The 26399-nt window shown below is 59.7% G+C and carries 25 protein-coding genes, 4 tRNA genes and 3 pseudogenes; 12 read left to right on the forward strand and 20 right to left on the reverse strand.

Features of this window, described 5'->3' with window-relative positions:
* Positions 1-198: 198 nt before the first annotated feature.
* From J5X93_RS22140 to J5X93_RS22155, 4 genes are all read right to left on the reverse strand, one after another.
* The gene (locus tag J5X93_RS22140) at positions 199-2484 is read right to left on the reverse strand and encodes a KAP family P-loop NTPase fold protein (protein WP_250033987.1); all 2286 of its coding nucleotides are present in this window, start codon (positions 2482-2484) and stop codon (positions 199-201) included.
* 428 nt (positions 2485-2912) lie between these two features.
* Positions 2913-3416, reverse strand: coding sequence for an integrase arm-type DNA-binding domain-containing protein (locus tag J5X93_RS22145; protein WP_306106460.1), 504 nt, complete (start codon positions 3414-3416; stop codon positions 2913-2915).
* 161 nt (positions 3417-3577) lie between these two features.
* Positions 3578-3653 (reverse strand) — tRNA-Thr (locus J5X93_RS22150).
* Between the two features lie 82 nt (positions 3654-3735).
* Positions 3736-4146: a pilin gene (locus tag J5X93_RS22155; RefSeq protein WP_182816426.1), complete on the reverse strand. Its 411-nt coding sequence runs from the start codon at positions 4144-4146 to the stop codon at positions 3736-3738.
* 218 nt (positions 4147-4364) lie between these two features.
* Between J5X93_RS22155 and J5X93_RS22160 the strand changes: the two genes are divergently transcribed.
* Complete coding sequence (locus tag J5X93_RS22160; protein ID WP_250033991.1) at positions 4365-5573, forward strand: type II secretion system F family protein; 1209 nt, start codon at positions 4365-4367, stop codon at positions 5571-5573.
* A gap of 1 nt (position 5574) precedes the next feature.
* Positions 5575-6303, forward strand: a pseudogene (locus tag J5X93_RS22165) (prepilin peptidase); the annotation flags it as partial.
* Positions 6304-6314: 11 nt separating this feature from the next.
* On the opposite strand, the gene J5X93_RS22170 reads toward J5X93_RS22165, so the two are convergent.
* Complete coding sequence (locus tag J5X93_RS22170) at positions 6315-7616, reverse strand: ISL3-like element IS1411 family transposase (protein WP_011920678.1); 1302 nt, start codon at positions 7614-7616, stop codon at positions 6315-6317.
* 102 nt (positions 7617-7718) lie between these two features.
* On the opposite strand from J5X93_RS22170, the pseudogene J5X93_RS22175 reads away from it, so the two are divergent.
* The 3 genes and pseudogenes from J5X93_RS22175 to yacG form a co-directional block, all read left to right on the forward strand.
* Positions 7719-7868, forward strand: a pseudogene (locus J5X93_RS22175) (prepilin peptidase); the annotation flags it as partial.
* The gene (gene coaE / locus J5X93_RS22180; protein WP_043209638.1) at positions 7868-8491 is read left to right on the forward strand and encodes a dephospho-CoA kinase; all 624 of its coding nucleotides are present in this window, start codon (positions 7868-7870) and stop codon (positions 8489-8491) included. The pseudogene J5X93_RS22175 and the gene coaE, both read left to right, overlap by 1 nt.
* Entirely contained in the window at positions 8488-8661 is a 174-nt protein-coding gene (gene yacG, locus J5X93_RS22185; RefSeq protein WP_250033992.1) for a DNA gyrase inhibitor YacG, read from the forward strand. Before coaE ends, yacG begins: the two co-directional genes overlap by 4 nt.
* Here yacG and J5X93_RS22190 read toward each other — a convergent pair.
* Positions 8639-9940 carry an ISL3-like element IS1411 family transposase gene (locus J5X93_RS22190; RefSeq protein ID WP_011920678.1) on the reverse strand — a complete coding sequence of 434 codons (1302 nt, stop codon included), beginning with the start codon at positions 9938-9940 and terminating at the stop codon, positions 8639-8641. The two genes, yacG and J5X93_RS22190, sit on opposite strands and share 23 nt — an antisense overlap.
* Positions 9941-10040: 100 nt before the next feature.
* Here J5X93_RS22190 and J5X93_RS22195 point away from each other — a divergent pair.
* Positions 10041-10115 (forward strand): annotated as a pseudogene (locus J5X93_RS22195) (DNA gyrase inhibitor YacG); the annotation flags it as partial.
* A gap of 467 nt (positions 10116-10582) precedes the next feature.
* Here J5X93_RS22195 and J5X93_RS22200 read toward each other — a convergent pair.
* Both J5X93_RS22200 and J5X93_RS22205 read right to left on the reverse strand, forming a co-directional pair.
* Positions 10583-11551, reverse strand: coding sequence for a hypothetical protein (locus J5X93_RS22200; RefSeq protein WP_250033993.1), 969 nt, complete (start codon positions 11549-11551; stop codon positions 10583-10585).
* A gap of 172 nt (positions 11552-11723) precedes the next feature.
* Positions 11724-12407, reverse strand: coding sequence for an energy-coupling factor ABC transporter permease (locus J5X93_RS22205; protein WP_043209642.1), 684 nt, complete (start codon positions 12405-12407; stop codon positions 11724-11726).
* Positions 12408-12537: 130 nt separating this feature from the next.
* Here J5X93_RS22205 and J5X93_RS22210 point away from each other — a divergent pair, with 130 nt between their 5' ends.
* The 3 genes from J5X93_RS22210 to J5X93_RS22220 all read left to right on the forward strand — a co-directional run bounded on the left by J5X93_RS22210 (position 12538) and on the right by J5X93_RS22220 (position 14854).
* Positions 12538-13167 (forward strand): DUF1780 domain-containing protein, encoded by a 630-nt coding sequence (locus tag J5X93_RS22210; RefSeq protein WP_043209644.1) that lies wholly within the window; start codon positions 12538-12540, stop codon positions 13165-13167.
* Between the two features lie 133 nt (positions 13168-13300).
* Positions 13301-13474 carry a DUF3094 family protein gene (locus J5X93_RS22215; RefSeq protein ID WP_043209647.1) on the forward strand — a complete coding sequence of 58 codons (174 nt, stop codon included), beginning with the start codon at positions 13301-13303 and terminating at the stop codon, positions 13472-13474.
* 84 nt (positions 13475-13558) lie between these two features.
* Entirely contained in the window at positions 13559-14854 is a 1296-nt protein-coding gene (locus J5X93_RS22220; protein WP_043209649.1) for an NAD(P)/FAD-dependent oxidoreductase, read from the forward strand.
* A 259-nt stretch (positions 14855-15113) separates the two neighbouring features.
* Here the strand turns inward: J5X93_RS22220 and J5X93_RS22225 are convergent.
* The 6 genes from J5X93_RS22225 to rluD all read right to left on the reverse strand — a co-directional run bounded on the left by J5X93_RS22225 (position 15114) and on the right by rluD (position 20224).
* Positions 15114-15189 (reverse strand) — tRNA-Lys (locus J5X93_RS22225).
* A gap of 6 nt (positions 15190-15195) precedes the next feature.
* Positions 15196-15272: transfer RNA gene (locus tag J5X93_RS22230), tRNA-Pro, on the reverse strand.
* 4 nt (positions 15273-15276) lie between these two features.
* Positions 15277-15352 (reverse strand) — tRNA-Asn (locus J5X93_RS22235).
* A 368-nt stretch (positions 15353-15720) separates the two neighbouring features.
* Positions 15721-18285: an ATP-dependent chaperone ClpB gene (gene clpB, locus J5X93_RS22240; protein WP_043209651.1), complete on the reverse strand. Its 2565-nt coding sequence runs from the start codon at positions 18283-18285 to the stop codon at positions 15721-15723.
* 242 nt (positions 18286-18527) lie between these two features.
* The gene (gene pgeF / locus J5X93_RS22245; RefSeq protein WP_043209653.1) at positions 18528-19265 is read right to left on the reverse strand and encodes a peptidoglycan editing factor PgeF; all 738 of its coding nucleotides are present in this window, start codon (positions 19263-19265) and stop codon (positions 18528-18530) included.
* Complete coding sequence (gene rluD, locus J5X93_RS22250; protein ID WP_043209655.1) at positions 19262-20224, reverse strand: 23S rRNA pseudouridine(1911/1915/1917) synthase RluD; 963 nt, start codon at positions 20222-20224, stop codon at positions 19262-19264. Before rluD ends, pgeF begins: the two co-directional genes overlap by 4 nt.
* A 148-nt stretch (positions 20225-20372) precedes the next feature.
* Here rluD and J5X93_RS22255 point away from each other — a divergent pair, with 148 nt between their 5' ends.
* The gene (locus J5X93_RS22255) at positions 20373-21392 is read left to right on the forward strand and encodes an outer membrane protein assembly factor BamD (RefSeq protein ID WP_043209657.1); all 1020 of its coding nucleotides are present in this window, start codon (positions 20373-20375) and stop codon (positions 21390-21392) included.
* A 93-nt stretch (positions 21393-21485) separates the two neighbouring features.
* The gene (locus tag J5X93_RS22260) at positions 21486-21716 is read left to right on the forward strand and encodes a PP0621 family protein (RefSeq protein ID WP_043209659.1); all 231 of its coding nucleotides are present in this window, start codon (positions 21486-21488) and stop codon (positions 21714-21716) included.
* Between the two features lie 95 nt (positions 21717-21811).
* On the opposite strand, the gene thiO is transcribed toward J5X93_RS22260, so the two are convergent.
* Genes thiO through J5X93_RS28645 form a run of 5 tightly spaced genes read right to left on the reverse strand, consistent with a single transcriptional unit; the run spans position 21812 to position 24838 of the window.
* Positions 21812-22909, reverse strand: a complete 1098-nt coding sequence (thiO, locus tag J5X93_RS22265; RefSeq protein ID WP_197852746.1) for a glycine oxidase ThiO — start codon at positions 22907-22909, stop codon at positions 21812-21814.
* A 34-nt stretch (positions 22910-22943) separates the two neighbouring features.
* Positions 22944-23342, reverse strand: a complete 399-nt coding sequence (locus tag J5X93_RS22270; protein ID WP_043209663.1) for a type IV pilin protein — start codon at positions 23340-23342, stop codon at positions 22944-22946.
* 1 nt (position 23343) lies between these two features.
* Positions 23344-23829 (reverse strand): hypothetical protein, encoded by a 486-nt coding sequence (locus tag J5X93_RS22275; RefSeq protein WP_090346939.1) that lies wholly within the window; start codon positions 23827-23829, stop codon positions 23344-23346.
* Positions 23826-24494 (reverse strand): PilW family protein, encoded by a 669-nt coding sequence (locus tag J5X93_RS22280; RefSeq protein WP_182816438.1) that lies wholly within the window; start codon positions 24492-24494, stop codon positions 23826-23828. The genes J5X93_RS22275 and J5X93_RS22280 overlap by 4 nt, the downstream gene beginning before the upstream one ends.
* Complete coding sequence (locus tag J5X93_RS28645; RefSeq protein WP_182816440.1) at positions 24491-24838, reverse strand: type IV pilus modification PilV family protein; 348 nt, start codon at positions 24836-24838, stop codon at positions 24491-24493. Before J5X93_RS28645 ends, J5X93_RS22280 begins: the two co-directional genes overlap by 4 nt.
* 108 nt (positions 24839-24946) lie before the next feature.
* Here J5X93_RS28645 and J5X93_RS22290 point away from each other — a divergent pair, with 108 nt between their 5' ends.
* On the forward strand, positions 24947-25438 hold the full coding sequence (locus J5X93_RS22290; RefSeq protein ID WP_043209669.1) for a GspH/FimT family pseudopilin: 492 nt from the start codon (positions 24947-24949) through the stop codon (positions 25436-25438).
* On the opposite strand, the gene ispH is transcribed toward J5X93_RS22290, so the two are convergent.
* Positions 25439-26386 (reverse strand): 4-hydroxy-3-methylbut-2-enyl diphosphate reductase, encoded by a 948-nt coding sequence (gene ispH, locus J5X93_RS22295; RefSeq protein ID WP_043209670.1) that lies wholly within the window; start codon positions 26384-26386, stop codon positions 25439-25441.
* Positions 26387-26399 lie beyond the last annotated feature (13 nt).

The following is a 26399-nucleotide window of genomic DNA, read 5'->3' on the forward strand; positions in this document are numbered from 1 at the left end:
GTCTCGGTCGTGATAGGTCATTAAGCCGACCGGCAGCTATCGACCCAAAGCTGCCGCTCGCAAGCGACGGGTGTCAGCCAATCTCTTGCGAGCGCTCTGCCAAATGTAGCGTCAACCCTCGATGTGCAGCCCGACCTGAAGGCGTAGCTCATTTTTCAAAAGTCGTTAAATTCATCAAATAAACGTCTTAGATCGGCATCACTTAGATTGCTCAGGGTCGTTACGTGATCCGTCGGCCTCCTCAGGCGCAGGTGTCTGCTCAGCGACAATAGAAAGATGTATAGAGGCGAACTGGTGTGCAGTCATTCTCGCTGGCTCTCCATCCTGATAGTAATGAGGGGCGTCCAGTTCGGCTCCATAGCGGGTACGGAGGTTATCAAAAACATAGTTCGGTGAGATTATTGACGCGATGCTGTCGTAGCTCTCACGCCTCAGGTCAGACCTAACCGGCAGGCCACTTTCCACCTCCCATCCTTCTCCGATGTAGGTGTCGAGAAAGTCGTCCAGCTTCGCTGGGTCTTGATCAAAAATCTCGAGTAAGCGCGCTTCGATCTCTCCTCGATTTCTTCCGTGCCGCCAATACCAGTAAAGATTTGGTGCGTCTCTTCCTGCTTGAATAAACAACGGTTCAACATCGTCCGCGTCACGGATTCGAAAAGCGAACAACTGGTAAAGGACGTCGTCCGCTCCATTAGGAAGAACTCGGCGCTCTTCTGGTCGGTCCTCTGAGTGTGTGAGCCATCGGACGCACTCCATCCCCATCGCCAACGGAAATGCTGCTCCAAGTACTGCCTCAGCAGCCGACTGCCTGTCAGATAACGGGATTCGCCTGATAAGTTGAGAAATTAGTATCCCCGCATACATTATCGTACCGCCGATTATGAGAGCTCCGCGTTCGCGCGGAAGAAGATCTCCATTCCTAGCGACAGCGATTGCGATCGCTAATGCCGAAACCTCATCCAGAGAGTCCGCTCGGTTCCTGAATGCTTGGATCAACTGCGGCATGGCCCGCTTTGAATACGAGCTCAACAGGCTGCGCTGTAAATCGGTATCTGCGGTGACAAGGGCGTCTATAAGGGTTGTCAAATGATTATCCGATATGTCACCTTCAGGCACCCCGTAAACGAAGTAGCGCCTGAAATAACGGCTCGAACAAACTCTTCGCTCGTTAGCCCAACGCTCCTCCCAATCTCCTCCGTACGTCATATTGCTGATTCGCGGAAAAAGAGGTTTCAAAAGTCGCTCTCGCACTTGGCCCCGCTCTTCTGAAGCAGAACCTGGCATTACGGTTTCGAGGAGCCGATCAATGGCAGACGGAGACCTTTCCAAACCTCGCAATGCTTCGCGGGGCTCTCCCTGTAAAAACAAATCTGCGTTGTCGCGAATTGCCGCATGCAGCTTTGGGTACAACACCCTCAGTCCTTCAACAAGCATGAACTCAGCGATGTTGACTTCTCCCTTGACGAGTGGAAGTGCAAACATGAGTGCGTTGGTGTACAGCTTTGCGACTCGTGGAGTTTCAAGCTTCGGCTCAAGGCCGTCTACAAAATGGCGGGTGAATACGTCGATCTGACGCTGTTCAAGGACAATCTCTGCTTGATTGAGAGCATGATCGACGCCCTCAAACGCGATTTCTCGCAGGCTCATTCGATCAGCGGGGGGTAGATGCAAGGGCACCTGAATGATCTTTTCGAGAAAAGCGCGCCCTGCTTCCTGTCCGCCGGCGCCGTAACGCTCACCCAATGCAGCAGCGACTACCTCATCATCGAAAGCCAGAACGTAGCAGGTGTATTTGAAGCTAGCCGAGAGTTTTACTAGCTTGAAAATGGCGTGGGTTTCATGCCTATCCAACCGATCAATATCATCGATAAGGATCACCAATCTTTTCCCGCTTTGGCCCAAAAGAGCGTCAATTTGATCCTTGAGATTATCGAGACTGACTTTGGATAACGATTCTCCGATCTGCTTCGCTGCTTCACCTGGATTGATTTCTACACCCGGCAAAGCGACTGAGATGACAGACAGGATCCCCCCGTAGGACTCGAGCAGGGCAGCTGCTTTTTCTTTGAATGCTGGCTCTTTACCCAAAGCTTCAGCCAGGGTCGAAAAGAAGCCGCGCAAAAGTGCGTCTTCGGAAGGAAAGTGCCAAGGATTGAATCGTATTGTGACGACCTGTCCGTGCTGGTCTAGCGACTCCTCCATCATCTTGAGAACTGAGGTTTTTCCATCTCCCCACGGGCCAAACAGGCCGATGACAATGCTTGAGGGGTCAAGGCGCCTAGCGATTGTCTCAGCGATACGCGCTGCGTAAGGCGCTCGACCGAACCGGTCTTGATGCTTTGAGTTTATGGGCTCATCCGAGAAGTATTGATCGCCTTCATAGCGGCTTTCTTGATCTTTACGAGTCGTTTTCTCTGCAGCAGCATGCGATGCGGCTTCTGAGTCTTTAGTGTCCATACCAAACAGTTTGCGAATCCACTTCACGAATCTCTCCTTGATGCCTTGTAAGTCAGTACGCGCTGATTCTCGTGCCCCGTTGTGCGCAAACCTGCTGAGGCTTGAGGAAACGGGCGAATTACCAACTTCATGAAAGCACGATTTCTCTCATATTTGGTGGGTCGGCGACAGTGTTGGAATTGGACCTCATCAAGCTGCGCTATTGCGCGCTTCTGGGCCCACCACGAGGACGGATGCTGACTCAGAGCTTGATGCCATGATCGACTTGGGTACTGAGCGCACCGTCAGACTGGCGCCCTCGTCGAGAGACCGCTTCTGGCCGATAGCTGCCCCGAACAAAGGGCAGCTATGGGTCGAAAGCAGTCACCCGCGACCAGCAGCCTTCGAGCTAAAGTGGCCGTTCTCGCCTGACAACTCAACCCCAAAGAAAGTGCAGAACTGACCCGCTAAATCATTTATGAACGGGCTTTGATCTCTGCCGCTTTCAGTGGAACAAGCAGATCCCGTGTTTTCAGCTCCGCGACCGGACGATCACCGAGGGTGGGTAACAGGTGTGATTCAATCCGTCGCCATACGGTGGCAGCATGACCAAGTGTCCAATTACGGGCGCAGGCCGCGTGCCATTCCTGAGCAAGCAAACGGAATGTATTCGCCCGGGCGTTAGCCGCTTCCTGTTTGTCCAAGCGCGCCTGCTCGATGGGGTCTTTCCCAGCAGCAAGGAGCTCAAGCGCCTTAGCGCGTCGCCCCCTGGCCGCTTTCAAGCCGAGCGCCGGATAGTTTCCAAACGTAGCTAAACCATCACGGCCATCAAGTTTGGTGTACTTCATACGCCAGGTCTTGACCCCTGAGGGCTTCACCAGCAGGTAGAGGCCTTTGCCATCGAACAGCTTGTAATCCTTCTCCCAAGGCTTGGCCGCATCACATTTGGGGTCGGTGAGAGGCACCACAGTGCGCGCCATAGGGATACGTTTCCTTGTCGAACCGAGATATCCCTAGCCATATCCCTAAATCGCGTAGATGCCCAGAGACAAAACGAGACAGACAGAAACAACAAAGCCCGCACAAGGCGGGCTTTGGGGGTGTTTCGTAGACAGTCATAGACTTCTGGAAACTGATTTTCTGGTGCCGGAGACAGGAATCGAACCTGCGACCTTCGCGTTACGAGTGCGCTGCTCTACCGACTGAGCTACACCGGCGTGAGCGCAACGCTACCACTGCCGTGGCGGTTACGCAAACGCCTGTTTCGCCTCGCTTATTCCCCCTCCCCCGGCGCCTGGGTCAGGAGGCCTTGCACCCGGTCGGGGCGAGGTCTGCTTCGACGTTGGTGCTGCACGTCCAGCCGGTGGCGGAGCGGGTGAGCGTGAGGGTTTTGCCGAGTACGTTGGCGGGGGCGTCGGCGAGGGTGCAGGTGATGCTGGCCGTGCCATCGGCGGCGGTGCCGCGGGCGGTGATGGCGCAGTGGGCGGTGCTGGGCTGGCCACCGAGGGCGGCGACGTCGGTGACGTCCTTGCCTTCGTTCAGGCGCAGTTCCATTGCGGTCTTGAGTGCGGAGATTTCCGCAAGGCCGGCGCCGGCTTTGGCGCGGGCTTGCTGGTTGGTGTACATGGGTATGGCGATGGTCGCCACGATGCCGATGATCGCCACGACAATCATCAGCTCGATCAGGGTGATGCCCCGTTGCCCTTTCATGAACGCTTTTCCTTGTTGATACGGCTATGCCTGGGTTGCAGTCTCGGCCCCCGGGCAGACAGGCGCGCAGTAGAGCCGAACCGACACCTTTTGTCACCCCTGCCCGTCAGGTGACCGGGCTCGCTGGACTACTCTAGTGATCAACAGGGAAACCCGCCCGGTCAGGGACGCGACAAGCTGTTACGGGGCTTGTCGGGGCGGCAATTAAGGACGTTTGCATGAGCCATTCGACACGCATGTACGCCTGGGAAGGCACCACCATCAACGGCAACAAGATCAATGGCCGCACCGAGGGGCGCAGCCAGGCGTTCGTGCGGGCCGAGTTACAGCGCCAGGGCATCCGCGCTGCCCGCGTGCGGCCGGCGAGCCGGGTGCAGTGGCGCTGGCGCGCTGGGCGCGACAAGGCGGATGCGGCGGGCTTCAGCCGGCAACTGGCGACCTTGCTCAGGGCCGGGGTGCCGCTGTTGCAGGCATTCGAGGTGATGGGGCGCAGCGGTGGGGATGAACACCTGGGGCGGCTGCTGACGCAATTGCAACAGGATGTGGGCGCAGGACTGGGCCTGGCCGATGCGCTGCAGCGTCACCCGAGGTGGTTCGACCGGTTGTATTGCAACCTGGTGCGGGTGGGTGAGCAGTCCGGCACGCTGGATCGGCAGCTCGAGCAACTCGCCAACCTGCTGGAGCGGCGCCGGGCGCTGCAGCGGCGGGTGCGCAAGGCGATGCTGTATCCGCTGCTGCTGTTGCTGACGGGCTTGGGGGTATCGGCGTTGTTGTTGCTGGAGGTCGTGCCGCGGTTTCAGGGGTTGTTCGCCAGTTTCGATTCGGCGCTGCCCCCGTTCACGCAGTGGGTGATCGACTTATCCACAGCGCTGGGGCGGCATGCGCCGTGGTTGCTGGGCGCGCTTGTGATGTTGGGTGTGTCGTTGCGCCAGCTGTATCAACGCCATGCCCCTGCCCGCCTGTGGATATCTCGCCAGGTGTTGCGCTTGCCTGTGCTCGGCACGTTGCTGGCCGAAGCGGCGTTGGCGCGATTTTCCCGCAGCCTGGGCACGGCCTATGGGGCTGGGGTGCCGCTGCTCGATGCGCTGGGCACGGTGGCGGCGGTGAGCGGTGGGCCAGTGCATGAACAGGCGATTGGGCGGCTGCGCCAGGCCATGGGCAACGGCCAGGGGCTGCATCAGGCGATGGAGGCGGATGGGTTGTTTCCGCCGATGCTGGTGCAGTTGGCGGCGATCGGTGAGTCCAGTGGCACGCTGGACCAGATGCTGAACAAGGCCGCGGCCCATTATGAGGAACAGGTCAACCAGGCACTCGACCAGTTGACCGGCCTGTTGGAGCCGACCATGGTGCTGGTCCTTGGGGTGGTGGTGGGTGGCCTGGTGGTCGCCATGTATCTGCCGATCTTCCAGCTGGGTAACTTGGTCTGACATGAATCTTTGGATTGTTTTCGCCAATCAGCCGGTGCTGTTTCTGACCTTCGCCGGGCTCCTGGGGCTGTTGCTCGGCAGCTTCATCAATGTGCTAGCGTATCGCTTGCCGATCATGCTCGAGCGTCAGTGGCAGCGCGAAGCGCAGGAGGTGCTGGGCCTGCCGGTGGTGACGCATGAGCGCTTCGACCTGTGCCTGCCGGCCTCGCGCTGCTCCCATTGCGGCCATCGCATTCGCGCCTGGGAGAACATCCCGGTACTGAGCTATCTGTGGCTGCGCGGTCGCTGCTCGGCGTGCAAGGTTGCCATCGATGCACGTTATCCGTTGGTGGAGCTGGGCTGTGCAGTTCTTTCGATAGTGGTGGCCTGGCATTTCGGGCCGTCGCTGCAAGCGTTGTTCGCCCTGTTGTTGACCTGGTGCCTGCTGAGCCTGAGCTTGATCGATGCAGACCACCAACTGCTGCCCGACGTACTGGTGATGCCCACGCTCTGGCTGGGGCTGTTGTGCAATGCCTTTGGCCTGTTCACGCCTTTGCCCGATGCGCTCTGGGGTGCGGCCATCGGCTATCTGAGCCTTTGGGGGGTGTATTGGCTATTCAAGCTGCTCACTGGCAAGGAAGGGCTGGGCTATGGCGACTTCAAGTTGCTGGCCTTGATCGGCGCCTGGGGCGGTTGGCAGGTATTGCCGTTGACGCTGGTAATGTCATCGGTGGTGGGGGCGGTGATTGGGGCTCTTCGCATTTAAGGGTGTAGCTGATTTCTAAACCCTCCTGACTTCAGCAAGCACCTGGCTATGTAATTGGTTAAATTTCTAAAGCCCAAGGCGGTACCTCGTAAGTGCTCAAGTCGCCCGTTGATAGCTTCTGTTGGACCGTTGCTGGTTCCTGGCCGGTCGAAGTAGGCAAGGATGCTCTCAGCGTATTTTTTCAGCGTTTCCCCCAAGCCTTTCACCTCGATGAGCGCTTTGGGCAAGTCGCTGGCTGTAATGATATTTATGACCTCTTCCATGAGTTTTTTACCACGTTTTCGATCCGGCTCGTTGTAGGCGCTGACCACCCGTTGGTACATGCTCCAGGTGCAATCCACTTCGAGGTGGTGCTCATCTGCAAACAGCTGGAACAGTTGCTTTTTGTTGGCGTCAGACAGGTAGCTGATCCGAGTCAGTAGCGTTCGACGGCTTTTGTAGAGCGGGTCATTTTTACGCCCTCTGCGGCCCAGGATGTCGTGTTGCACACGCCGGCGGCATTCATCCAGCATGTTGCTTGCCCAGCGCACGACATGGAAAGGATCCAGCACGGTTTGGGCTTGAGGCAGGGCTTCTTGCGCTGCAGATTTAAACCCCGTAAAACCGTCCATGGCAATGCTTTCGATCTGGTCACGCCACGATTTGGGGCGACTCTGTAGCCATTGCTTAAAGGCTTGTTTGGAGCGGCCTTCCAGCACATCGAGCAAGCGGGCCGGCCCGTTTTTGTTACGCACGGGCGTAAGGTCAACCACGATGGTGACGTACTTGTCACCACAGCGTGTATGTCGCCAAACATGCTCATCCACGCCCAGCACGGTCACACCGTCAAAACGTGTCGAGTCATTAAAAAGCAGGCGCCGTCCTTCGTTGATAATGGCATTATTAGCGGTGTGCCATGCAACATCAAGCTGGCTCGCAACACGAGATACCGACAGATGATCCAGCACGATGGCAGCTAATGCCCAGCGTATCGCCCCATATGAAAGCTTTGAACGTGGAGGTGCTGCACTGTTTGTATCTTCATGCCAGAAACAGCCGCAAGCACAACGCCAGCGACGGATACGCAGCAGCAATCTGGTTGGTCGTTGTCCGTAAGGTGTGTGAGCAAGATGCCTATCGACAGTACCGCGTGAAACACCAGCAGCCCCGCACTTGGGGCATGGCTCGGGTGCTTTGGTTAAACGACATTCGATGACGGCGCGCTCTGCACAAAGATGTTGTCCAGTGGCAGTCAGGCCGAGGTTATTCAGTTGGCAAAAGCTGGAAAGATCAGGGCTAGAAAAGGTAAGATTGTTCACGTCGGGGGCTTAGTTTTTGTTGGTGTGAGAGCTTACATTTTCTAAGATCCTCGACTCCTTTTCCAGCCGGTCAGATTTTTTCTACACCCTTAAATGCGAAGAGCCGTGATTGGGCTGTGCCTGTTGCGCTTGCGCCGAGCATCGATGGGGTCGGCCATGCCGTTTGGGCCGTATCTGGCCATTGCGGGCTGGATCGCAGTGCTCTGGGGTGATGAAATGTACGTCTCCTACCTGCAACTGTTTGGACACTGATGACCACTGCGGCATTTACCCCCTGGATTCTCGGGCTCACCGGCGGCATCGGCAGCGGCAAAAGCGCTGCGGCCGAGCGCTTCGTCGAGCTGGGTGTACATCTGGTCGATGCCGACCAGGCAGCGCGTTGGGTCGTGGAGCCTGGCCGGCCGGCGCTGGCGAGCATCGTGGAGCGTTTCGGTGCAGGCGTATTGCAGGAAGACGGCCAGCTCGACCGCGCAGCCCTGCGCAAGCTGATCTTCGCTGACCCCGCCCAGCGCCAATGGCTGGAGGCGCTGCTGCATCCGCTGATCGGCCAGGAAATCTTCAGCTACCTGGCCAAGGCGGAATCGCCTTATGCGATCTATGTGTCGCCGCTGCTGGTGGAGTCCGGCCAGATCGCGAAGACCCAGCGTGTGCTGGTGATCGATGCGCCACAGGAGTTGCAGATCCAACGCACCCTGGCCCGCGACAACACCAGCCCGGAACAGGTGCAGGCAATTCTCAAGGCCCAGGCCGCCCGCGAGGAGCGGTTGCGCCATGCCGATGACGTGGTGGTCAACGACCGAGATCTGGGCTGGTTGCATGAGCAGATCGATCGTCTGCATCACTTTTACCTGACTTTACGAGGAGGCCAGCCATGAGCCAGCCATTGACCGTTGACTGCCCGACTTGCGGGGCCCCTGTGGAATGGAGCGAGAAAAGCCCGTTTCGGCCGTTTTGTTCTGATCGTTGCAAGCTGATCGACCTGGGCGCGTGGGCGGCTGAGGAGCATAAGAGGCTCTTCGCATTTAAGGGTGTAGCTGATTTCTAAACCCTCCTGACTTCAGCAAGCACCTGGCTATGTAATTGGTTAAATTTCTAAAGCCCAAGGCGGTACCTCGTAAGTGCTCAAGTCGCCCGTTGATAGCTTCTGTTGGACCGTTGCTGGTTCCTGGCCGGTCGAAGTAGGCAAGGATGCTCTCAGCGTATTTTTTCAGCGTTTCCCCCAAGCCTTTCACCTCGATGAGCGCTTTGGGCAAGTCGCTGGCTGTAATGATATTTATGACCTCTTCCATGAGTTTTTTACCACGTTTTCGATCCGGCTCGTTGTAGGCGCTGACCACCCGTTGGTACATGCTCCAGGTGCAATCCACTTCGAGGTGGTGCTCATCTGCAAACAGCTGGAACAGTTGCTTTTTGTTGGCGTCAGACAGGTAGCTGATCCGAGTCAGTAGCGTTCGACGGCTTTTGTAGAGCGGGTCATTTTTACGCCCTCTGCGGCCCAGGATGTCGTGTTGCACACGCCGGCGGCATTCATCCAGCATGTTGCTTGCCCAGCGCACGACATGGAAAGGATCCAGCACGGTTTGGGCTTGAGGCAGGGCTTCTTGCGCTGCAGATTTAAACCCCGTAAAACCGTCCATGGCAATGCTTTCGATCTGGTCACGCCACGATTTGGGGCGACTCTGTAGCCATTGCTTAAAGGCTTGTTTGGAGCGGCCTTCCAGCACATCGAGCAAGCGGGCCGGCCCGTTTTTGTTACGCACGGGCGTAAGGTCAACCACGATGGTGACGTACTTGTCACCACAGCGTGTATGTCGCCAAACATGCTCATCCACGCCCAGCACGGTCACACCGTCAAAACGTGTCGAGTCATTAAAAAGCAGGCGCCGTCCTTCGTTGATAATGGCATTATTAGCGGTGTGCCATGCAACATCAAGCTGGCTCGCAACACGAGATACCGACAGATGATCCAGCACGATGGCAGCTAATGCCCAGCGTATCGCCCCATATGAAAGCTTTGAACGTGGAGGTGCTGCACTGTTTGTATCTTCATGCCAGAAACAGCCGCAAGCACAACGCCAGCGACGGATACGCAGCAGCAATCTGGTTGGTCGTTGTCCGTAAGGTGTGTGAGCAAGATGCCTATCGACAGTACCGCGTGAAACACCAGCAGCCCCGCACTTGGGGCATGGCTCGGGTGCTTTGGTTAAACGACATTCGATGACGGCGCGCTCTGCACAAAGATGTTGTCCAGTGGCAGTCAGGCCGAGGTTATTCAGTTGGCAAAAGCTGGAAAGATCAGGGCTAGAAAAGGTAAGATTGTTCACGTCGGGGGCTTAGTTTTTGTTGGTGTGAGAGCTTACATTTTCTAAGATCCTCGACTCCTTTTCCAGCCGGTCAGATTTTTTCTACACCCTTAAATGCGAAGAGCCGCATAAGATTCCGGCTTCGGAAGAGTCGGAGGATGAGTTGTATTCCGGGGATCTGGAGCCGAGGCATTGATCGGTGGCGTTTTGGGGCGCATTGCGCCCCTTTGCAGCACTGCTTCGCCTGCCCTGCTTGACAGAGGTAGAGACTCTTTTTTTATCTGCAAGCGAAAATTGGTCAGCTTGGCGTCAGATAACTACCGAGAATCAACGCTGCTAAGGAAAAATGGAGAAAATACAACAGCAAAAGCAATCTTCTTTTTATATGCAGCGGAAAGTTTTTTACATCCTCAGCGTTCACAAATCCTTTACGTACTCCAATCTTGGAATAAGACAGCGCCAAAGAAATTGAGATGAGCCGAATCATTCGCCCCGGCAGCCCTGCATTCGAATAATACTCTCGAGTCTCTACCACATATTTGCTTCTCGACATCAAGGATTCTAGATAGTCTAGATAGCGCCACGACACATATGCCAATACGCAAAGAGAAACCCACAGCGAACCCAATATCAATAACCCTATCGTTAGCCCGAAACTGATAGTCAAAGCCCTCCCCCCTCATATAACTTGAGACCTTGTGCCTCGCCCAACTCGCTCCCGCGCATCCCTCCTATTGTTCCTCCTACCGCTCCCCCCAGAACTGAACAAATCAATGCGCCTGTGCCCAATGAAGAAATCCCGAGTGCGGCACATATGTACGAAGCGCCACCGGCGCCGAGAATGCCTCCCCCCCAGCCTCCACCGACACCACCGACCAGCGCTCCGCCTTCTACATATTTGGCTTTACGGCATTCCTCCTCACGTCCCAAGGTGCAGGCTTTATTAATAGACAATGCCGTGGAACCCACCTCGATTGTCATGGCTAGGTAGGTCCCCTTCTTGAGCAGATTCGACGCCCGCACCACACCCGCGACCTTTTCGGCATACCCAGGTATTTCACCGGTGTGCAAAAAGCTCTTCGTGGAAATACCCAACCGGCTTTTTATCGATCCGTCTCCCCGTAGCCCCGAGCCAAAGGAGGCGAAGAAGCGCAGTTGCTGCCTCAACCTCGCAAATAAATCCGCGCGCTTTACATAAAACCTATCACGCCGGTTGCCACGTCCATCCCTCAGAAAGTCCTGATAAAGCTTTTCTATTTCCTGAAGTGTTTTCTTGATGCTCTCCAGATGCCTGCTCCAGGCATCACTAGCCATGCCCACCCCCATTGAAGCGTGGGCCAGCAAGCCTTTAATGAAGTCAAAGTTCTGGATAAGGAAGTCATCTGGACCATTGCGGGCCAGATCGGCGTGGATGTTTGCAGCCTCGGCCATCAGAAAGGCCTCATGGCTGGTGCAGTTTGGAGTAGAAGGATCACCGAGAATAACCAGCTCACCTTTTATCACCACACCGCCGGCAAGATGCGCATTTAACACATCGAATTTCGCGAGTTGATTTCGTGAAATCATCAACTCTGATTTAAGCGATTCGTAATTTTTGGTTTCAAGATTGATAAACGACCGGGCTTCAGACACTCATGTACCTCATACGTATTTCCCTTAATTATTCAGCACCAACAGCTGATCGAGAGTAGGGACGTATGAAGCACGCGGCAACGGCGCAAGCGCAGTAAAAGGTCAAACAAGGAAACGTACTACAGACACTGTTGGAACTATCAAACAAGAACTGACTACCGGCGATAACTATTCAACGCCTCTCGTCATCATTCCAAGGCGCCTGTAAATATCGGGTGCGATTGAACGTCTCCAACCACTCCGGACAAAACACCACTAAAGCACTGATCACCGTCCCATTGATAAAAGCCTCGGGGAAGATGATCAACCACAGGTAGCCAATGAAGTCCGACAGCCATTCCGGCATGGCGAAACGTCCATCCAGCCAGAGCAGGCCAAGCCCAGCCAGGACGCACAGCAAGGCCGACAACGCCGCGGCGAAAAATCCAGAGAAGATATAGACGAACAGGTTACGCGGCTGGGCGCGCTCGACCAGGATCGCGCAGACCTCCGTGACCAGCACCGGCAGGCCGATGATCAACAGGCCGTTGACGCCCAGGGCGGCCAGGTCCTGTCGGCCCAGCGCCAGCAACCCGAGTTGGGCGAGGAAACCGCCGAGAACCGCGAGCGGCCAGTCCAGCAACAGGGTCACCGCAGTCATACCGATGAAGTGGTAGGAGACGCCTGTGTCGAAATCCCGCCGGACCAACCACAGCACGAACAAGCCGAAGACCGTGCCAAACAGCAAATGCTGGCGACGGCTGTCACTGAACAACTCGACCCAACGCGTGCGGCTTAGGGCCCATACCAACAGGGGCACATAGCCGAGCCAACCCAGGGTCAGGCTGGCGGTGGACAGGACCTGCGCACTGATCACCGGTTCGCTCCTTCGGACGGTCGCGGATACGCCGAGTCTACACCCGATTGCCGAGGCTATCGTTCTGCCACCGGTTTCCTGCGCACAAACAGCATCTTACCGTCATGGATTAGCGACTAAGCTTGTTCCCATGGATGACTCAGACTACCTGCGCCTGCTCACCATCCAGGCCGAACAAGCCAATGCCTTTCTCTCCAACGCCCGTAAATGGGAACGAGAGCGTTGGGTGTGCCAGCGCCTGTTGCAAGGCTTGAACATCGCTTATCGCAGCGAGGACTTCACACCGGCGGGCCAGGAGCCGCCTGACGTGCTGTTTCGTGATGCCGCCTTCGAGGTGTTCTTCGTGCTCGATGAAGGGCGCCGGCTCAATGACGAATGGCGCGAGGAGCTGCAACGCCGGCGCAGTGCGTTTTCCCTGAGCCAGCTGGTGCGTCGCGAGGCGCGGCCAAGGCGGATCAGCGCCCAGGAGCTGCTCGGGCGCCTGGCCCCGACGCTGCGCAAGAAGGCGCACAACTATCGGGAACGCGGGCTGGATCTGAGCGAGCTGGATATCATCGCCTTCGCCAGCCTCAAGCGCGAAGTGCTGGACCTCAACAGCCACTTCCCGCCGCCTACCGAGTACCTGCGCCAGGGGTGGCGCTCGCTGTCGCTGGTGGGGCCGACGTTCGCCCGGGTGCTGTTCGCCCACCCCGACGCACCGGATTTTCTGCGCGGGAACCTGGGGCGCAGCATTGTCTTCGATGTCGGTATCAGTCTTTGATCCACTGCCGAGAGTCTTTGCGATGGCGTACACTCGGCGCCAGTGATAGAAAGCATTATCATTCGATATCAAGTGCTTGCGAGAACCCTGTGGTGTTTTCGCAGTCACAAGCGTCTATCTGACGAGGCCCACCATGACCAGCCGCTTGAATCCAGAAGATCAGCGTCGTGTCGATGAATACCTGCAGGCACCTCAGCATCGAGTCGAGCGCAAGCCATTCCGGCCTTTGCTGCTCCTCGTGGTAGTGGTGGCTGTGACCATCGGCCTGGGCCTGCTTAGCCGCCTGTTGAGTGGACTGGTGCTATGAGCTGCCTTGCGCTCGCCCTCCCCTCGCCCCTGTCGCGGCCGGCCCTTGGGGCCAAGAATTCCTTAAACCTTATGAGATATCCCCATGACTCATCGCATCGTGATTGTCGGCGGCGGCGCCGGCGGCCTGGAACTGGCGACCCGCCTGGGTAAAAGCCTGGGCAAGCGCAAGCAGGCCGAGATCACCCTGGTCGACGCCAACCTCACGCACATCTGGAAGCCCCTGCTGCACGAAGTGGCCGCCGGCTCGCTGAACTCCTCGGAAGACGAACTGAACTACGTGGCCCAGGCCAAGTGGAATCACTTCAATTTCCAGCTGGGGCGCATGAGCGGCCTGGACCGTGAGACCAAGCAGATCCAACTGGCCGCAACCCTCGATGAAGAAGGTCGCGAACTGCTGCCTGCGCGCACCCTGGGCTACGACACCCTGGTCATCGCCGTGGGCAGCAACACCAACGACTTCGGCACACTCGGTGCAGCGCAGCATTGCCTGTTCCTGGATACCCGCAAGCAGGCCGAGCGCTTCCATCAGCAGTTGCTCAACCACTACCTGCGCGCCCATGCCGGTGATGTGGCCAGCGAGAAGATCAGCGTGGCTATCGTCGGCGCCGGCGCCACCGGTGTGGAACTGGCGGCCGAACTGCACCACGCGGCCCACGAACTGGCGGCCTACGGCCTGGACCGCATCCAGCCCAAGGACATGCACATCACGCTGATCGAGGCAGGCCCACGCGTGTTGCCTGCCCTGCCTGAGCGTATCAGCGTGCCGGTGCACAAGACCCTGGAAAAACTCGGGGTGAAAGTGATGACCAACGCGGCGGTCAGTGAAGTGACCGAGGATGGTCTGAAGACGGCGTCCGGCGAAGTGATCCAGGCGAGCCTCAAGGTATGGGCGGCCGGTATCCGGGCGCCAGGCTTCCTCAAGGACATTGATGGCCTGGAAACCAACCGCATCAACCAGCTGGTGGTGCGCCCGACCCTGCAGACCACCCGCGACGACAACATCTTCGCCTTCGGTGACTGCGCCGCCTGCCCGCAACCCGGCAGCGACCGCAACGTGCCGCCACGGGCCCAGGCCGCGCATCAGCAGGCTTCGATGCTTGCTCAGAGCCTCAAGGCTCGGCTTGAGAACAAGCCGCTGCCGACTTATGAATACAAGGACTACGGCTCGCTGGTTTCGCTGTCTCGCTTCTCGGCGGTGGGCAACCTGATGGGTAACCTGATGGGCAGCGTGAAGCTGGAGGGCTGGTTGGCGCGGATGTTCTATGTGTCGCTGTACCGGATGCACCAGATGGCGTTGTACGGGTTCTTCCGCACGGCACTGATGATGCTGGGTAGCAAGATTGGGCGGGGTACTGAGCCGCGCCTGAAACTGCACTGACAGACCAGCCCTCGCTTGGAGGAATGGGGTTGTCCGCGAGTACGATAGTGAATCGGCTATCGCTTTCGCAGGCAAACCCGCTCCCCCAACCGGCGGCGATACACATCAAGGCACCGGAAGGTGCTTTTTTTGTGCTTCATCGTCGGGTACTGCCCGAAATCTTTGAAGGGGCACTGACGGGTGCCGTCGTGCAGTGACAAGTTTGGATAAATTCGAGGCAAAAGAAAAAGGGCATCTCATTCGAGATGCCCTTTTTACATGGTGGGTCGTGTAGGATTCGAACCTACGACCAATTGGTTAAAAGCCAACTGCTCTACCAACTGAGCTAACGACCCGGAAAATGGTCGGGGTGAGGGGATTCGAACTCCTGACATCCTGCTCCCAAAGCAGGCGCGCTACCGGACTGCGCTACACCCCGAAATTGGCTCCGCGACCTGGACTCGAACCAGGGACCCAATGATTAACAGTCATTTGCTCTACCGACTGAGCTATCGCGGAACTGAACTTCGTACAACTTCGAAGCCTGTGTTAGCTTCGAACTCTTCAGCGTTGTCGCTGCTGAGGCCGGCTATTCTACATTCTTCGTTTTGCTTGTCAACCCCCAATTTGCTTTCAAGTTACTGATTTGCAAATTGTTTTCAGATCCCTTGTACCGCCGGTGATCTGTGTAGTGCCTGACAGCGGGGCGTATATTAGGGGCACTCGATTTTCTGTGCAAGCATTTTTTTCAAAATATTCAGTTAGTTAGATCGGGCCCAGAAAAATCAGGGGGTTGCGTTACCGAGCAACTGCGTCGACAGGCCCAACGCCGCAAAGCCGAAACGAAAAAGCCCCGCCAAGGCGGGGCTCTTTCTTGACTGCCGGGCTCAGGCAAAGACGATTTCGTCGCCTTCGACCTTGGCGGTGATCGCCGCACCAGGCAAGAACTGCCCACCGAGGATCAACTGCGCCAGCGGGTTTTCGATCCAGCGCTGGATCGCACGCTTGAGCGGCCGTGCGCCATACACCGGGTCGTAACCGACTGCGATCAGTTTGTCCAAGGCCTCTGGGCTCAGGCTCAGCGACAGCTCGCGCTCGGCCAGACGGCTGCGCAGGCGGCCAAGCTGGATCTCGGTGATACCGGCGATCTGCTCGCGCCCCAGCGGCTCGAACACCACCACTTCGTCGATCCGGTTGATGAACTCCGGACGGAAGTGCGAACTTACCGCGTCCATCACCGCCGCACGTTGCGCCTCACGGTCACCGGCCAGTTCCTGGATCTGCGCCGAGCCCAGGTTGGAGGTCATCACGATCACCGTGTTGCGGAAGTCCACGGTACGGCCATGGCTGTCGGTCAAGCGGCCATCTTCAAGTACCTGCAACAGCACGTTGAACACGTCCGGGTGAGCCTTTTCCACTTCGTCCAGCAGCACCACCGAATACGGCTTGCGACGCACAGCCTCGGTCAGGTAACCGCCCTCCTCGTAACCGACGTATCCGGGTGGAGCGCCGATCAGGCGAGCCACGGAGTGCTTCTCCATGAACTCGGACATGTCGATCCGTACCATGGCCTCCTCGGTATCGAAGAGAAACTCGGCCAGCGCCTTGCACAACTCGGTCTTGCCCACACCGGTCGGGCCGAGGAACAGGAACGAGCCGCTTGGGCGGTTCGGGTCGGCGAGACCGGCCCGGGAGCGACGTACGGCGTTGGCCACGGCGGTGACGGCTTCGTTCTGGCCGATCACGCGCTGGTGCAGCAACTCTTCCATCTTCAGCAGCTTCTCACGCTCGCCTTCGAGCATCTTGGCCACCGGGATGCCGGTCCACTTGGAGACCACTTCGGCGATTTCTTCTTCAGTCACCTTGTTACGCAGCAACTGGTTCTCGGTCTTGCCGTGCTGGTCGACCATCTGCAGGCTGCGCTCAAGATCAGGGATGATCCCATACTGCAGCTCGGCCATGCGGCTCAGGTCACCTTTGCGGCGGGCAGCTTCGAGTTCCTGACGGGCCTGCTCGATCTTTTGCTGGATCTGCGCAGAACCCTGCACCTCGGCTTTTTCCGAGGCCCAGATTTCTTCCAGGTCGGAGTACTCACGCTCCAGACGCTCGATTTCCTCGGTCAGCTTCTCGAGGCGTTTTTTCGCGGCCTCGTCTTCTTCTTTCTTGAGCGCCTGGGACTCCACCTTCAGCTGAATCAAGCGACGGTCGAGGCGGTCGAGCACTTCAGGCTTGGAGTCGATCTCCATGCGGATGCGGCTGGCCGCTTCGTCGATCAGGTCGATAGCCTTGTCCGGCAACTGACGGTCGGTGATGTAGCGGTGGCTGAGCTTGGCTGCGGCGATGATGGCACCGTCGGTGATGGCCACTTTGTGGTGCACCTCGTAGCGCTCCTTCAGGCCACGCAGGATGGCGATGGTGTCTTCCTCGCTCGGTTCCTCGACCAGCACCTTCTGGAAGCGGCGCTCGAGCGCTGCGTCTTTTTCGATGAACTGGCGATACTCGTTGAGCGTGGTTGCGCCCACACAGTGCAGTTCACCACGGGCCAGGGCCGGCTTGAGCATGTTGCCGGCGTCCATGGCGCCCTCGCCTTTACCGGCGCCGACCATGGTGTGCAGTTCGTCGATGAACAGGATGATCTGGCCTTCCTGCTTCGACAATTCGTTGAGCAACGCTTTGAGGCGTTCTTCGAACTCACCGCGATACTTCGCGCCAGCGATCAGCGCGCCCATGTCCAGGGCGAGCAGGCGCTTGCCTTTGAGGCCATCGGGCACTTCGCCGTTGATGATGCGCTGGGCCAGGCCTTCAGCGATGGCGGTCTTGCCCACGCCAGGCTCACCGATGAGCACGGGGTTGTTCTTGGTACGACGCTGCAGGACCTGCACGGTACGGCGGATCTCATCGTCACGGCCAATCACCGGGTCGAGCTTGCCTTCCTCGGCGCGCTTGGTCAGGTCGACGGTGTATTTGTCCAGAGCCTGGCGCGACTCCTCGGCATTGGGGTCGTTGACCGCCGCACCGCCGCGCAGGTTGTTGATGGCGTTTTCCAGCGCCTTCTTGCTCACGCCCTGGCTGAGCAGGAGTTTGCCAAGCTTGCTGTTCTCGTCCATGGCGGCGAGCAACACAAGCTCGCTGGAAATGAACTGGTCGCCCTTCTGCTGGGCCAGGCGGTCGGCCTGGTTGAGCAGGCGCGCCAGGTCCTGGGACATGTTCACATCGCCCGTGGGATTCTGGATTTTCGGCAGTTGGTCCAGCTCTTTGGCCAGAGCCTGACGCAGGCCATTGATGTCAAAGCCGACCTGCATCAGCAGCGGCTTGATGGACCCGCCTTGCTGATCGATCAGCGCCTGCATCAAGTGCAAAGGTTCAATGGCCGGATGGTCCATGCCCACGGCCAGGGATTGGGAATCGGATAACGCCAGTTGCAGCTTGCTGGTCAAACGGTCTATTCGCATGGGGATACCTTCCTATAAGGGCAGGCGGAGCGATGGATAGCACCTGTAATGAAGAACCTGCCTGAGATGACCAATAGATAAGGCTGATTCTGGGTTTTTCAAGCTTAGCGGGGTTGACATAGGTCAGCAGTGCGGATCTGACCAAGAGCGCTTTGCGCGCCCGGGCAGGCTTCTACAAGATATTCGCGAGACTATAGGCGCTGGCGAGGTCTGGGATGAGGCGCGAAGCGGCCTCTAGGGCATCAAGGCCGCAGCCAGACCAACGAAGCGAAACGCCCACCCTGCGGCGTGCGTCGATAAGAGAAGAAGCGAGGGTCGTTGACCGTGCAGAAACCACCACCATACACAGCAGTGACACCACGGGCCGCCAGGCGGATACGCGCCAGCTGGTAGATATCGGCCATCAGTTTGCCCGGGCGCTCACCGTTGACGAAGGCTGCAGCAGACTCGGGGTGCACGGCGGTAAAAGCATCGCGCACTTCCAGCCCCACCTCGAACGCCTGTGGCCCAATGGCCGGACCCAGCCATACCAACACCTCGTCGGCAGGAACACCGAGGCGATCGAGCGTGGCTTCCAGCACACCGCCAGCCAACCCGCGCCAGCCTGCATGAGCGGCCGCCACGCGAGTACCGGCACGGTCGCAGAACAGAGCCGGCAGGCAGTCGGCGGTCATCACCGTGCAGGCGATGCCGGGCTGGTCGGTGAAACTGGCGTCGGCCTCGGCCACCACCGCCGGGTCGGCATCGGCCACAACCAGGCCATGCACCTGCTTGAGCCAGGCCGGCCGGATGCCGAAGGCGTCGCTCAGGCGGCGGCGATTCTCGGCGACCGCAACCGGGTCGTCGCCCACGTGGTCACCCAGGTTGAAGGACTCGTAGGGCGGCAGGCTGACGCCGCCCTCGCGGGTGGTGACGCAGGCGTGCACCGAGGCCGGGGCCGGCCAGTCGGGGAACAGCAGCGACTGCGTCAGGCCGCTCATCCGATGAAGCTCTCACGGTCTTGGGCGAGCAGCGACAGCAACCAGACGAAATCATCCGGCAACGGCGAAGCCCATTCCATGCGTTCGCCGGTGGTCGGGTGGTCCAACGCCAGGAAGCGCGCATGCAAGGCCTGGCGCGGGAAGTGCTTGACCGCCTCGACCATGGCCACGCTGGCTGCCGGTGGAATGCGGAAGCGCCCGCCGTAGGTCTGGTCGCCGACCAGCGGGAAGCCCACATGGGCCATGTGCACGCGGATCTGGTGGGTACGGCCGGTTTCGAGTTTGACCCGCACATGCGTGTGCGAGCGGAAGCGTTTGAGTACGCGATAGTGGCTGACCGCAGGCTTGCCGCCGTCGGTCACCGCCATGCGCTGGCGCATGCCGCCGTGACGGCCGATAGGCGCGTCGATCTTGCCACCGGCGGTGACCACCCCGACCACGATGCACTCGTAGATGCGGCTTACCGAGCGCTTTTGCAGCTGGTCGACCAGGTTGGTCTGGGCCTGCAGGGTCTTGGCCACCACCATCAGGCCGGTGGTGTCTTTGTCCAGGCGATGCACGATACCGGCACGCGGCACGTTGATGATGTCCGGCACGTGGTGCAGCAAGGCATTGAGCAGGGTGCCGTCGGCATGGCCCGCCGCCGGGTGGACCACCAGCCCGGCAGGCTTGTTGATCACCAGGATCTGGTCGTCTTCGTAGACGATATCCAGCTCGATGTCCTGGGCCACCCATTCACCCTGGGCTTCCTGCTCGGCGTCGAGGGCCAGCACGGAGCCACTGTGGACGATATCGCGCGGGCGCAGTACCGCGCCGTCGACCGTCAGGCGGCCGTCCTTGATCCACGAGGACAGGCGCGAGCGCGAGTACTCGGAGAAGAGTTGGGCGGCGACTTGGTCGAGGCGTTGGCCCCCCAGTTCGGACGGGACCTCTGCGCTAAGTTGAATGATCTCGGACATGCTCGATTCGGCGGGCGCACAGCCTTTGGTTTCAGCTGCACGCTTGTGGTTAAATACGGCTTCTTTTGCCCCGGGTTTGGCCGGGGGCGCTCATCATAACAGGACGGCACCGCCCAAGACAGCGGCCGTCAAAGGGACGCAAGCCGCCATGCAAGTGAAACACCTGCTGCTGATCGCCATTCTCGGGCTCACCGCTGCCTGTTCCTCCAACAAGGAAGTCGTCGACGAGAACCTCAGCGAGGCCGAGCTGTACCAGCAGGCGCAGGCCGACCTGGACAACCACAGCTATACCAGCGCCGTGAACAAGCTCAAGGCCCTGGAATCGCGCTACCCGTTCGGCCGCTACGCCGACCAGGCACAGCTGGAACTGATCTACGCCAACTACAAGAATGCCGAGCCGGAGGCTGCCAAATCCGCCGCCGAGCGCTTCATCCGCCTGCACCCGCAGCACCCGAACGTCGATTATGCCTATTACCTCAAGGGCCTGACCTCGTTCGACCAGGACCGCGGCCTGCTGGCGCGCTTCCTGCCACTGGACATGACCAAGCGTGACCCAGGTGCCGCCCGCGACTCCTACAACGAGTTCGCCCAGCTGACCAGCCGCTTCCCCAACAGCCGCTACTCGCCGGACGCCAAGCAGCGCATGATCTACCTGCGCAACCTGCTGGCTTCCTACGAAATTCACGTCGCCGACTACTACCTGAGCCGTCAGGCTTATGTGGCCGCCGCCAACCGTGGCCGCTACGTGGTCGAGAACTTCCAGGAAACCCCATCGGTCGGCGACGGCCTGGCCGTGATGGTCGAGGCCTACCAGCGCCTGCACCTGGACGAACTGGCTGCCACCAGCCTGGAAACCCTCAAGCTCAACTACCCGGACCACCCGAGCCTGGTCGACGGTCAATTCCAGCCCAAGCAGGAAGAAGCCGACAACCGCTCCTGGCTGTCCAAGGCCACCCTGGGCCTGATCGAGACCGAGACCCCGCTGCCGCCGGGCGAAACCCGCGCCAACCAGGACGTGGTCAAGCAGTTCCAGGATGCGCGCTCGGAGATGCCTGAAGAGCTGCTGCCCAAGGACGAGGACGGCAACCCGATCCTGCCGGAAGGCCCGAAAGAAGCCGAAAAAGACCGCTCGTGGTTCAGCTACATGACCTTTGGTCTGTTCGACTGATATCACGCGCAACAGAAAGGGAGGCCCAAGGCCTCCCTTTTTTATTGGCTGCGCCCTAGACTGTCGGTCTTTCCTCTCGACAAACTGGACACCATGGTTCGTCTACTTTTCTGGATCGCCGTGATCGGCGCTGCGTTCTGGCTGTGGCGCAAATTCAACGCCAGCCAGCAGTCTTCCTCCGAGCCCAAGCTCGATGACCCGCTGAAGATGGTGCGCTGCGCCCACTGCGGCGTGCACCTACCCAACGATCGCGCATTGCGACGGGGCAATGACTGGTATTGCAGCCAGGCTCATCTGGAGCAAGGGCCAGGGCAACAGCGCTGAGGTCGATCGTTGGTTGTTCGGAACAACTGCCTCGTGCTGGCGCCGACCTATTCGCGGATAAACGCGCTCCCACAGATCCTGCGGGAGCTGCGAAGTCAAACCAGACGCGCACCTGGCGCATAAGGCACCGGATCGATGATCGGCTGACCGCCGGTCAACAGGTCGGTGAACAGCTGGCACGATGCGGGCGCCAGCACCAGCCCATTGCGGTAATGCCCGCAGTTCAACCACAGCCCTTCGTGCCCCGGCACTGGCCCGATATAGGGAATCCCTTCCGGCGAGCCAGGGCGCAGGCCAGCCCAATGTGCTACCACTTCGGCATTCGCCAAGGCCGGCAATAGCTCCACCGCCGAAGCCTTGAGGCTTTCCAGCGCCTCGTTGGTGGGAGTCTTGTCGTATCCGGCGTGCTCGAGGGTACTGCCCACCAGGATGTGCCCGTCACGACGCGGAATGGCATAGCGCCCTTTGGCCAGGACCATGCTCGGCAAGAAGTCTTCGGCGCACTTGAACAGGATCATCTGCCCCTTCACCGGCTCCACCGGCAGTTCCAACCCCAGTGTACGCAGCAGGTCGCCACTCCAGGCACCGGCACTGAGCACCACCTCGTCCGCCGTCAGCACGCCCTCGGCAGTGTGTACGCCAGTGATGCGGCCACCTTCCTGGCAGAACCCGCTGACCGGGCAATGCTCGCGCAGGGTCACATTGGGCATCGCCAGCAATGCAGCCTTGAGTGACTTCACCAAGCGCGGGTTACGCACATTGGCCACCCCCGCCATGTAGATAGCGCGCTTGAAGCCAGGGCCAAGCACCGGTACTGCATCGTATGCCGCCGAGATATCCACAGCGCTCAACGGCCGCTGCTCGCGCTGAGCCCAGTCCAGGGCTTCGGCTTCGTCGTCCAGGTCCAGCCAGTACAGGCCGGTGGTATGCACTTGCGGATCGATGCCGGTAGAGGCGAACAGGCGCTCACCCAGTTGTGGATAGAAGTCCTGCGACCAGTGCGCCAGGGCGGTTACCGCCGGGCTGTAGCGCCAGGGGTACAGCGGCGAGACGATACCGCCGCCGGCCCAGGACGACTCGCGCCCCACCTCACCCTGATCGCATACCACCACCTGGTCGACCTTCGGCGCCAGGTTGAACGCCGTCAGCAGCCCGATCACCCCACCACCGACAACCACTACTTGCTTGCTCATCTGTCGATCCACTAGCTGAATTAAATCCGGGCCTTCAACGCCCCCAGCAATCTTCGGCCGGCATGCCGGCACCCGGATTGCCACGCACTCCAGCCTGATCGAGCTGGAAGTCGCCACAACGATCGTCAACCATCATGCCCTCGGGCAGGCGCCTGGCGAGCAGCACGAAGCTGTCGTCGTCACGTTGCGCCAGCAAGCGGTAATAGCGTGTGCCGACAGGCAAAGGCGGTACCTGAGGGTCAGGATCGGCGTACTGTCCAGTACGCGCTCTGTGGCGTTCCAGACGCAGGGCTGCGTCCTGCAGCAGGCCAATCACTTCGCTTCGCGCGGCACGCCTGAGCTGGTCGCTGTAACTGGGGTAGGCAATGGCTGCCAGAATGCCGGTCACCGCCAGCACAATCAACAATTCGATCAGGCCAAGGCCTCGCTGCATGTCACTGTTCCCTCAATCGTTGGCGCCATACGATGCGCTGGGCGCGCGTCTTTTGCCCTGCCTCAACGGCGTAGATTGCTTCCAGCACATGCCGCGCCGTCAGGTGCTGGCTCACCGCCGTGACCCTGAACAGGCGCACAGGGATGTCTTCGGGGACATGTACCGCCCGAGTGCTTTCACCCAGGTTCTGCAGAAAGAAAAAACCCTGCTCCGCTCGCTGCCATGCCGCCTCCCCGCCCCGCACATCATGGGCTTCGGCGGGCGGCGCACAGGGCGGCGCGCAGGGCCTTGGCGGCGCCCGCAGCAAGCGGTCACGGCCCTCCAGCAAGGTTGCCTCTGCCTGCTCCAGTGCTTGGGCACTGACCAGCAGTTGAGCAGTCGAGCGCGCCAGCCGCAGGGCGTCGTGCAGCGCCGATGCCGCCAGCAGCCCCAAGAGCAGACTCAGCAGCAGTCCGGTCAGAAGGACGATACCCCGTTGGCGCCTCATGACTCGGGCAACCGGTTGCGCAGGGCCACACTCATCTCATGCCGCAGCTCGATCTGGTGGCGCGGGTCGAACAACGTGAGCTGCACATCGACGCGCCCGCCCTCTTGCGTCGGCACCAGCGTGGCGCGCAGGTCATGCACCTGATCGATCAGCGTCTGGGACTGGCTGCCACGCACCAACCGCAAATCATTACCCTGCAGTTGGTAGGCAATGCGCTGGAGGGGGAACAGCAGCGCATCGGATCGCGCGCTGACGTCGCGCGGGTTACTCACCTGGGCCCAGCTCAGGCAATCGGTCAGCAGTACCCAGTCCGCTTGTCGCCCGGTGCCGGGTAATTGCTCACCGACCAGGTTCAGGCTCTCCAGGCGTCCGCCCCCGGTTCGGGCGATGCGCACAGGCTGGGCGAAGGCGGCGGCTGCCGCCGGGCTGTCGAAGGTGATGGCGTCGTGACGCAGGCAGCCCAACATACCGGCCGAACGGATGTCCTGAGCCATGCGATGCAACGCCAGCCGGGCGTCATCCTGCAGTCGTGCCGTGGCGGCCTGCGCTTGCCAAGCCTGATAGGTGGACACGAACACCTGGCTCGCCGTCCCCAGCAGTACCAGCCCGATCGTCAGCGCCAGCAAGGCCTCGAGCAACCCGTAGCCTGCCTGGGTATGCCTCATGGCGATACCCTGCCCCGCAAGCTGATGAGCGCCTGGCCTGACCTGTGAATTTCCAACGACCAGGTTTCACCGGCGCCCGTCGCCCGACCTTGCGCCGAAGCACCCAGCAGCCGGCGAATCCGGCCTTGCCAATCCGCCCGCTCGTCCTCCGGCAGGACACCGACCGCCCTGCCGCGCTCCAACAACCCTTGCGCCAAATAGACCGCCTGGCTGTCACGCCGCGCCTCGTCACTTATCTGCAACCCGCGCAATTGTTGAGCCGCGGCAGCGAACAACCCCAGCGCCAACACAGTCATCGTCAACAGCACTTCCAGCAGCGTTATGCCGCGCTCCCTCGCTTGCATCCTTCCCTCCTGGGAATTTTCCTGCTCTTGCTCTCCAAATCTGCCGACTGGACGCCCTGTCCGTCGGCCTCGAAGCTACAGCGAAGCACGTCCTGGGAGAAATGCACGGTGCAGCAACGTGGAGCAACACTGATACAAATGATGTGCGCCTTGGCGCTGATCAGCCTTCTGGCACAAGTTGGATTGCCGGCCTACGCCAATCTCAGTCACGACCTGCACCAAGCCGCCGCGGCCCGCTACTTGGCGCAAGCACTGCGTAGCGCACGCAGCCATGCCGTGCTACAGCAGCAAGCGGTACAGGTACAAGCGTTGGAGGGGGACTGGGGTCTGGGCTGGCGTACACACCTGGCACACAACGGGCAACTACTGCACGAGCAACGCCTCGCGCGCAGGCTCGAGATCGCCAGCAATGTGGATAACGAGGTGACATTCAGCGGCCTGGGCGTTCCGCTGCGGGGCAATCGCGGGTTTCTCGGGGCTACGTTGGAGATTTGCCCACGCACGGAGCAAACGAGCCGGTATTGGGTGGTGTTGGCACCCAGCGGCAGGGTCGACCTGCGCACCGGAACGAGAGACTCGTCACGGTGCGCAGGCGCCTGATCAGATCAGCGAGCGAACCCGCAGTTCCTTGGGCATGGAGAAGGTGATGTTCTCTTCCCGGCCATCGAGCTCTTCAGCGCCGGTGGCGCCCCAGGCACGCAGTTGTTCGATCACGCCACGCACCAGCACTTCGGGAGCCGAGGCACCCGCGGTGATGCCGATACGGGCCACGCCCTCGAACCAGCCTTGCTGCAGGTCCTCGGCACCGTCGATGAGGTACGCCGGGGTCCCCATGCGTTCGGCCAGCTCGCGAAGGCGGTTGGAGTTGGAACTGTTGGGGCTGCCGACCACCAGTACCACGTCACACTCATCGGCAAGCTGCTTGACGGCGTCCTGACGGTTTTGCGTGGCATAGCAGATGTCGTCCTTGCGCGGACCACCGATGTTCGGGAAGCGCGCACGCAGGGCGTCGATGACACGGCTGGTGTCATCCATCGACAGAGTCGTCTGGGTCACGAAGGCCAGGTGCTCGGGATCGCGAACCTGAAGGTTGGCGACATCGTCCTCATCCTCGACCAAGTAGATCGCGCCGCCATTGCTGGCGTCGTACTGGCCCATGGTGCCCTCGACTTCCGGATGCCCGGCATGGCCGATGAGAATGCACTCCTTGCCATCGCGACTGTACTTGGCCACCTCGATGTGAACCTTGGTCACCAGCGGGCAGGTGGCGTCGAACACCTTCAGCCCCCGGCCGGCCGCTTCCTGGCGCACGGCCTGGGAAACACCATGGGCGCTGAAGATGACGATGACGTCGTCCGGCACCTGGTCGAGCTCTTCGACGAAGATGGCCCCGCGGTTGCGCAGGTCCTCGACCACGAACTTGTTGTGCACCACTTCATGACGCACATAGATCGGCGGGCCGAAGACTTCCAGGGCGCGGTTGACGATCTCGATCGCCCGGTCGACCCCCGCGCAGAATCCGCGAGGGTTGGCGAGTTTGATTTGCATGCTCGGCTCCAGG

The sequence above is a fragment of the Pseudomonas sp. BYT-1 genome (assembly GCF_023611805.1).
Classification (GTDB): Bacteria; Pseudomonadota; Gammaproteobacteria; order Pseudomonadales; family Pseudomonadaceae; genus Aquipseudomonas; species Aquipseudomonas guariconensis.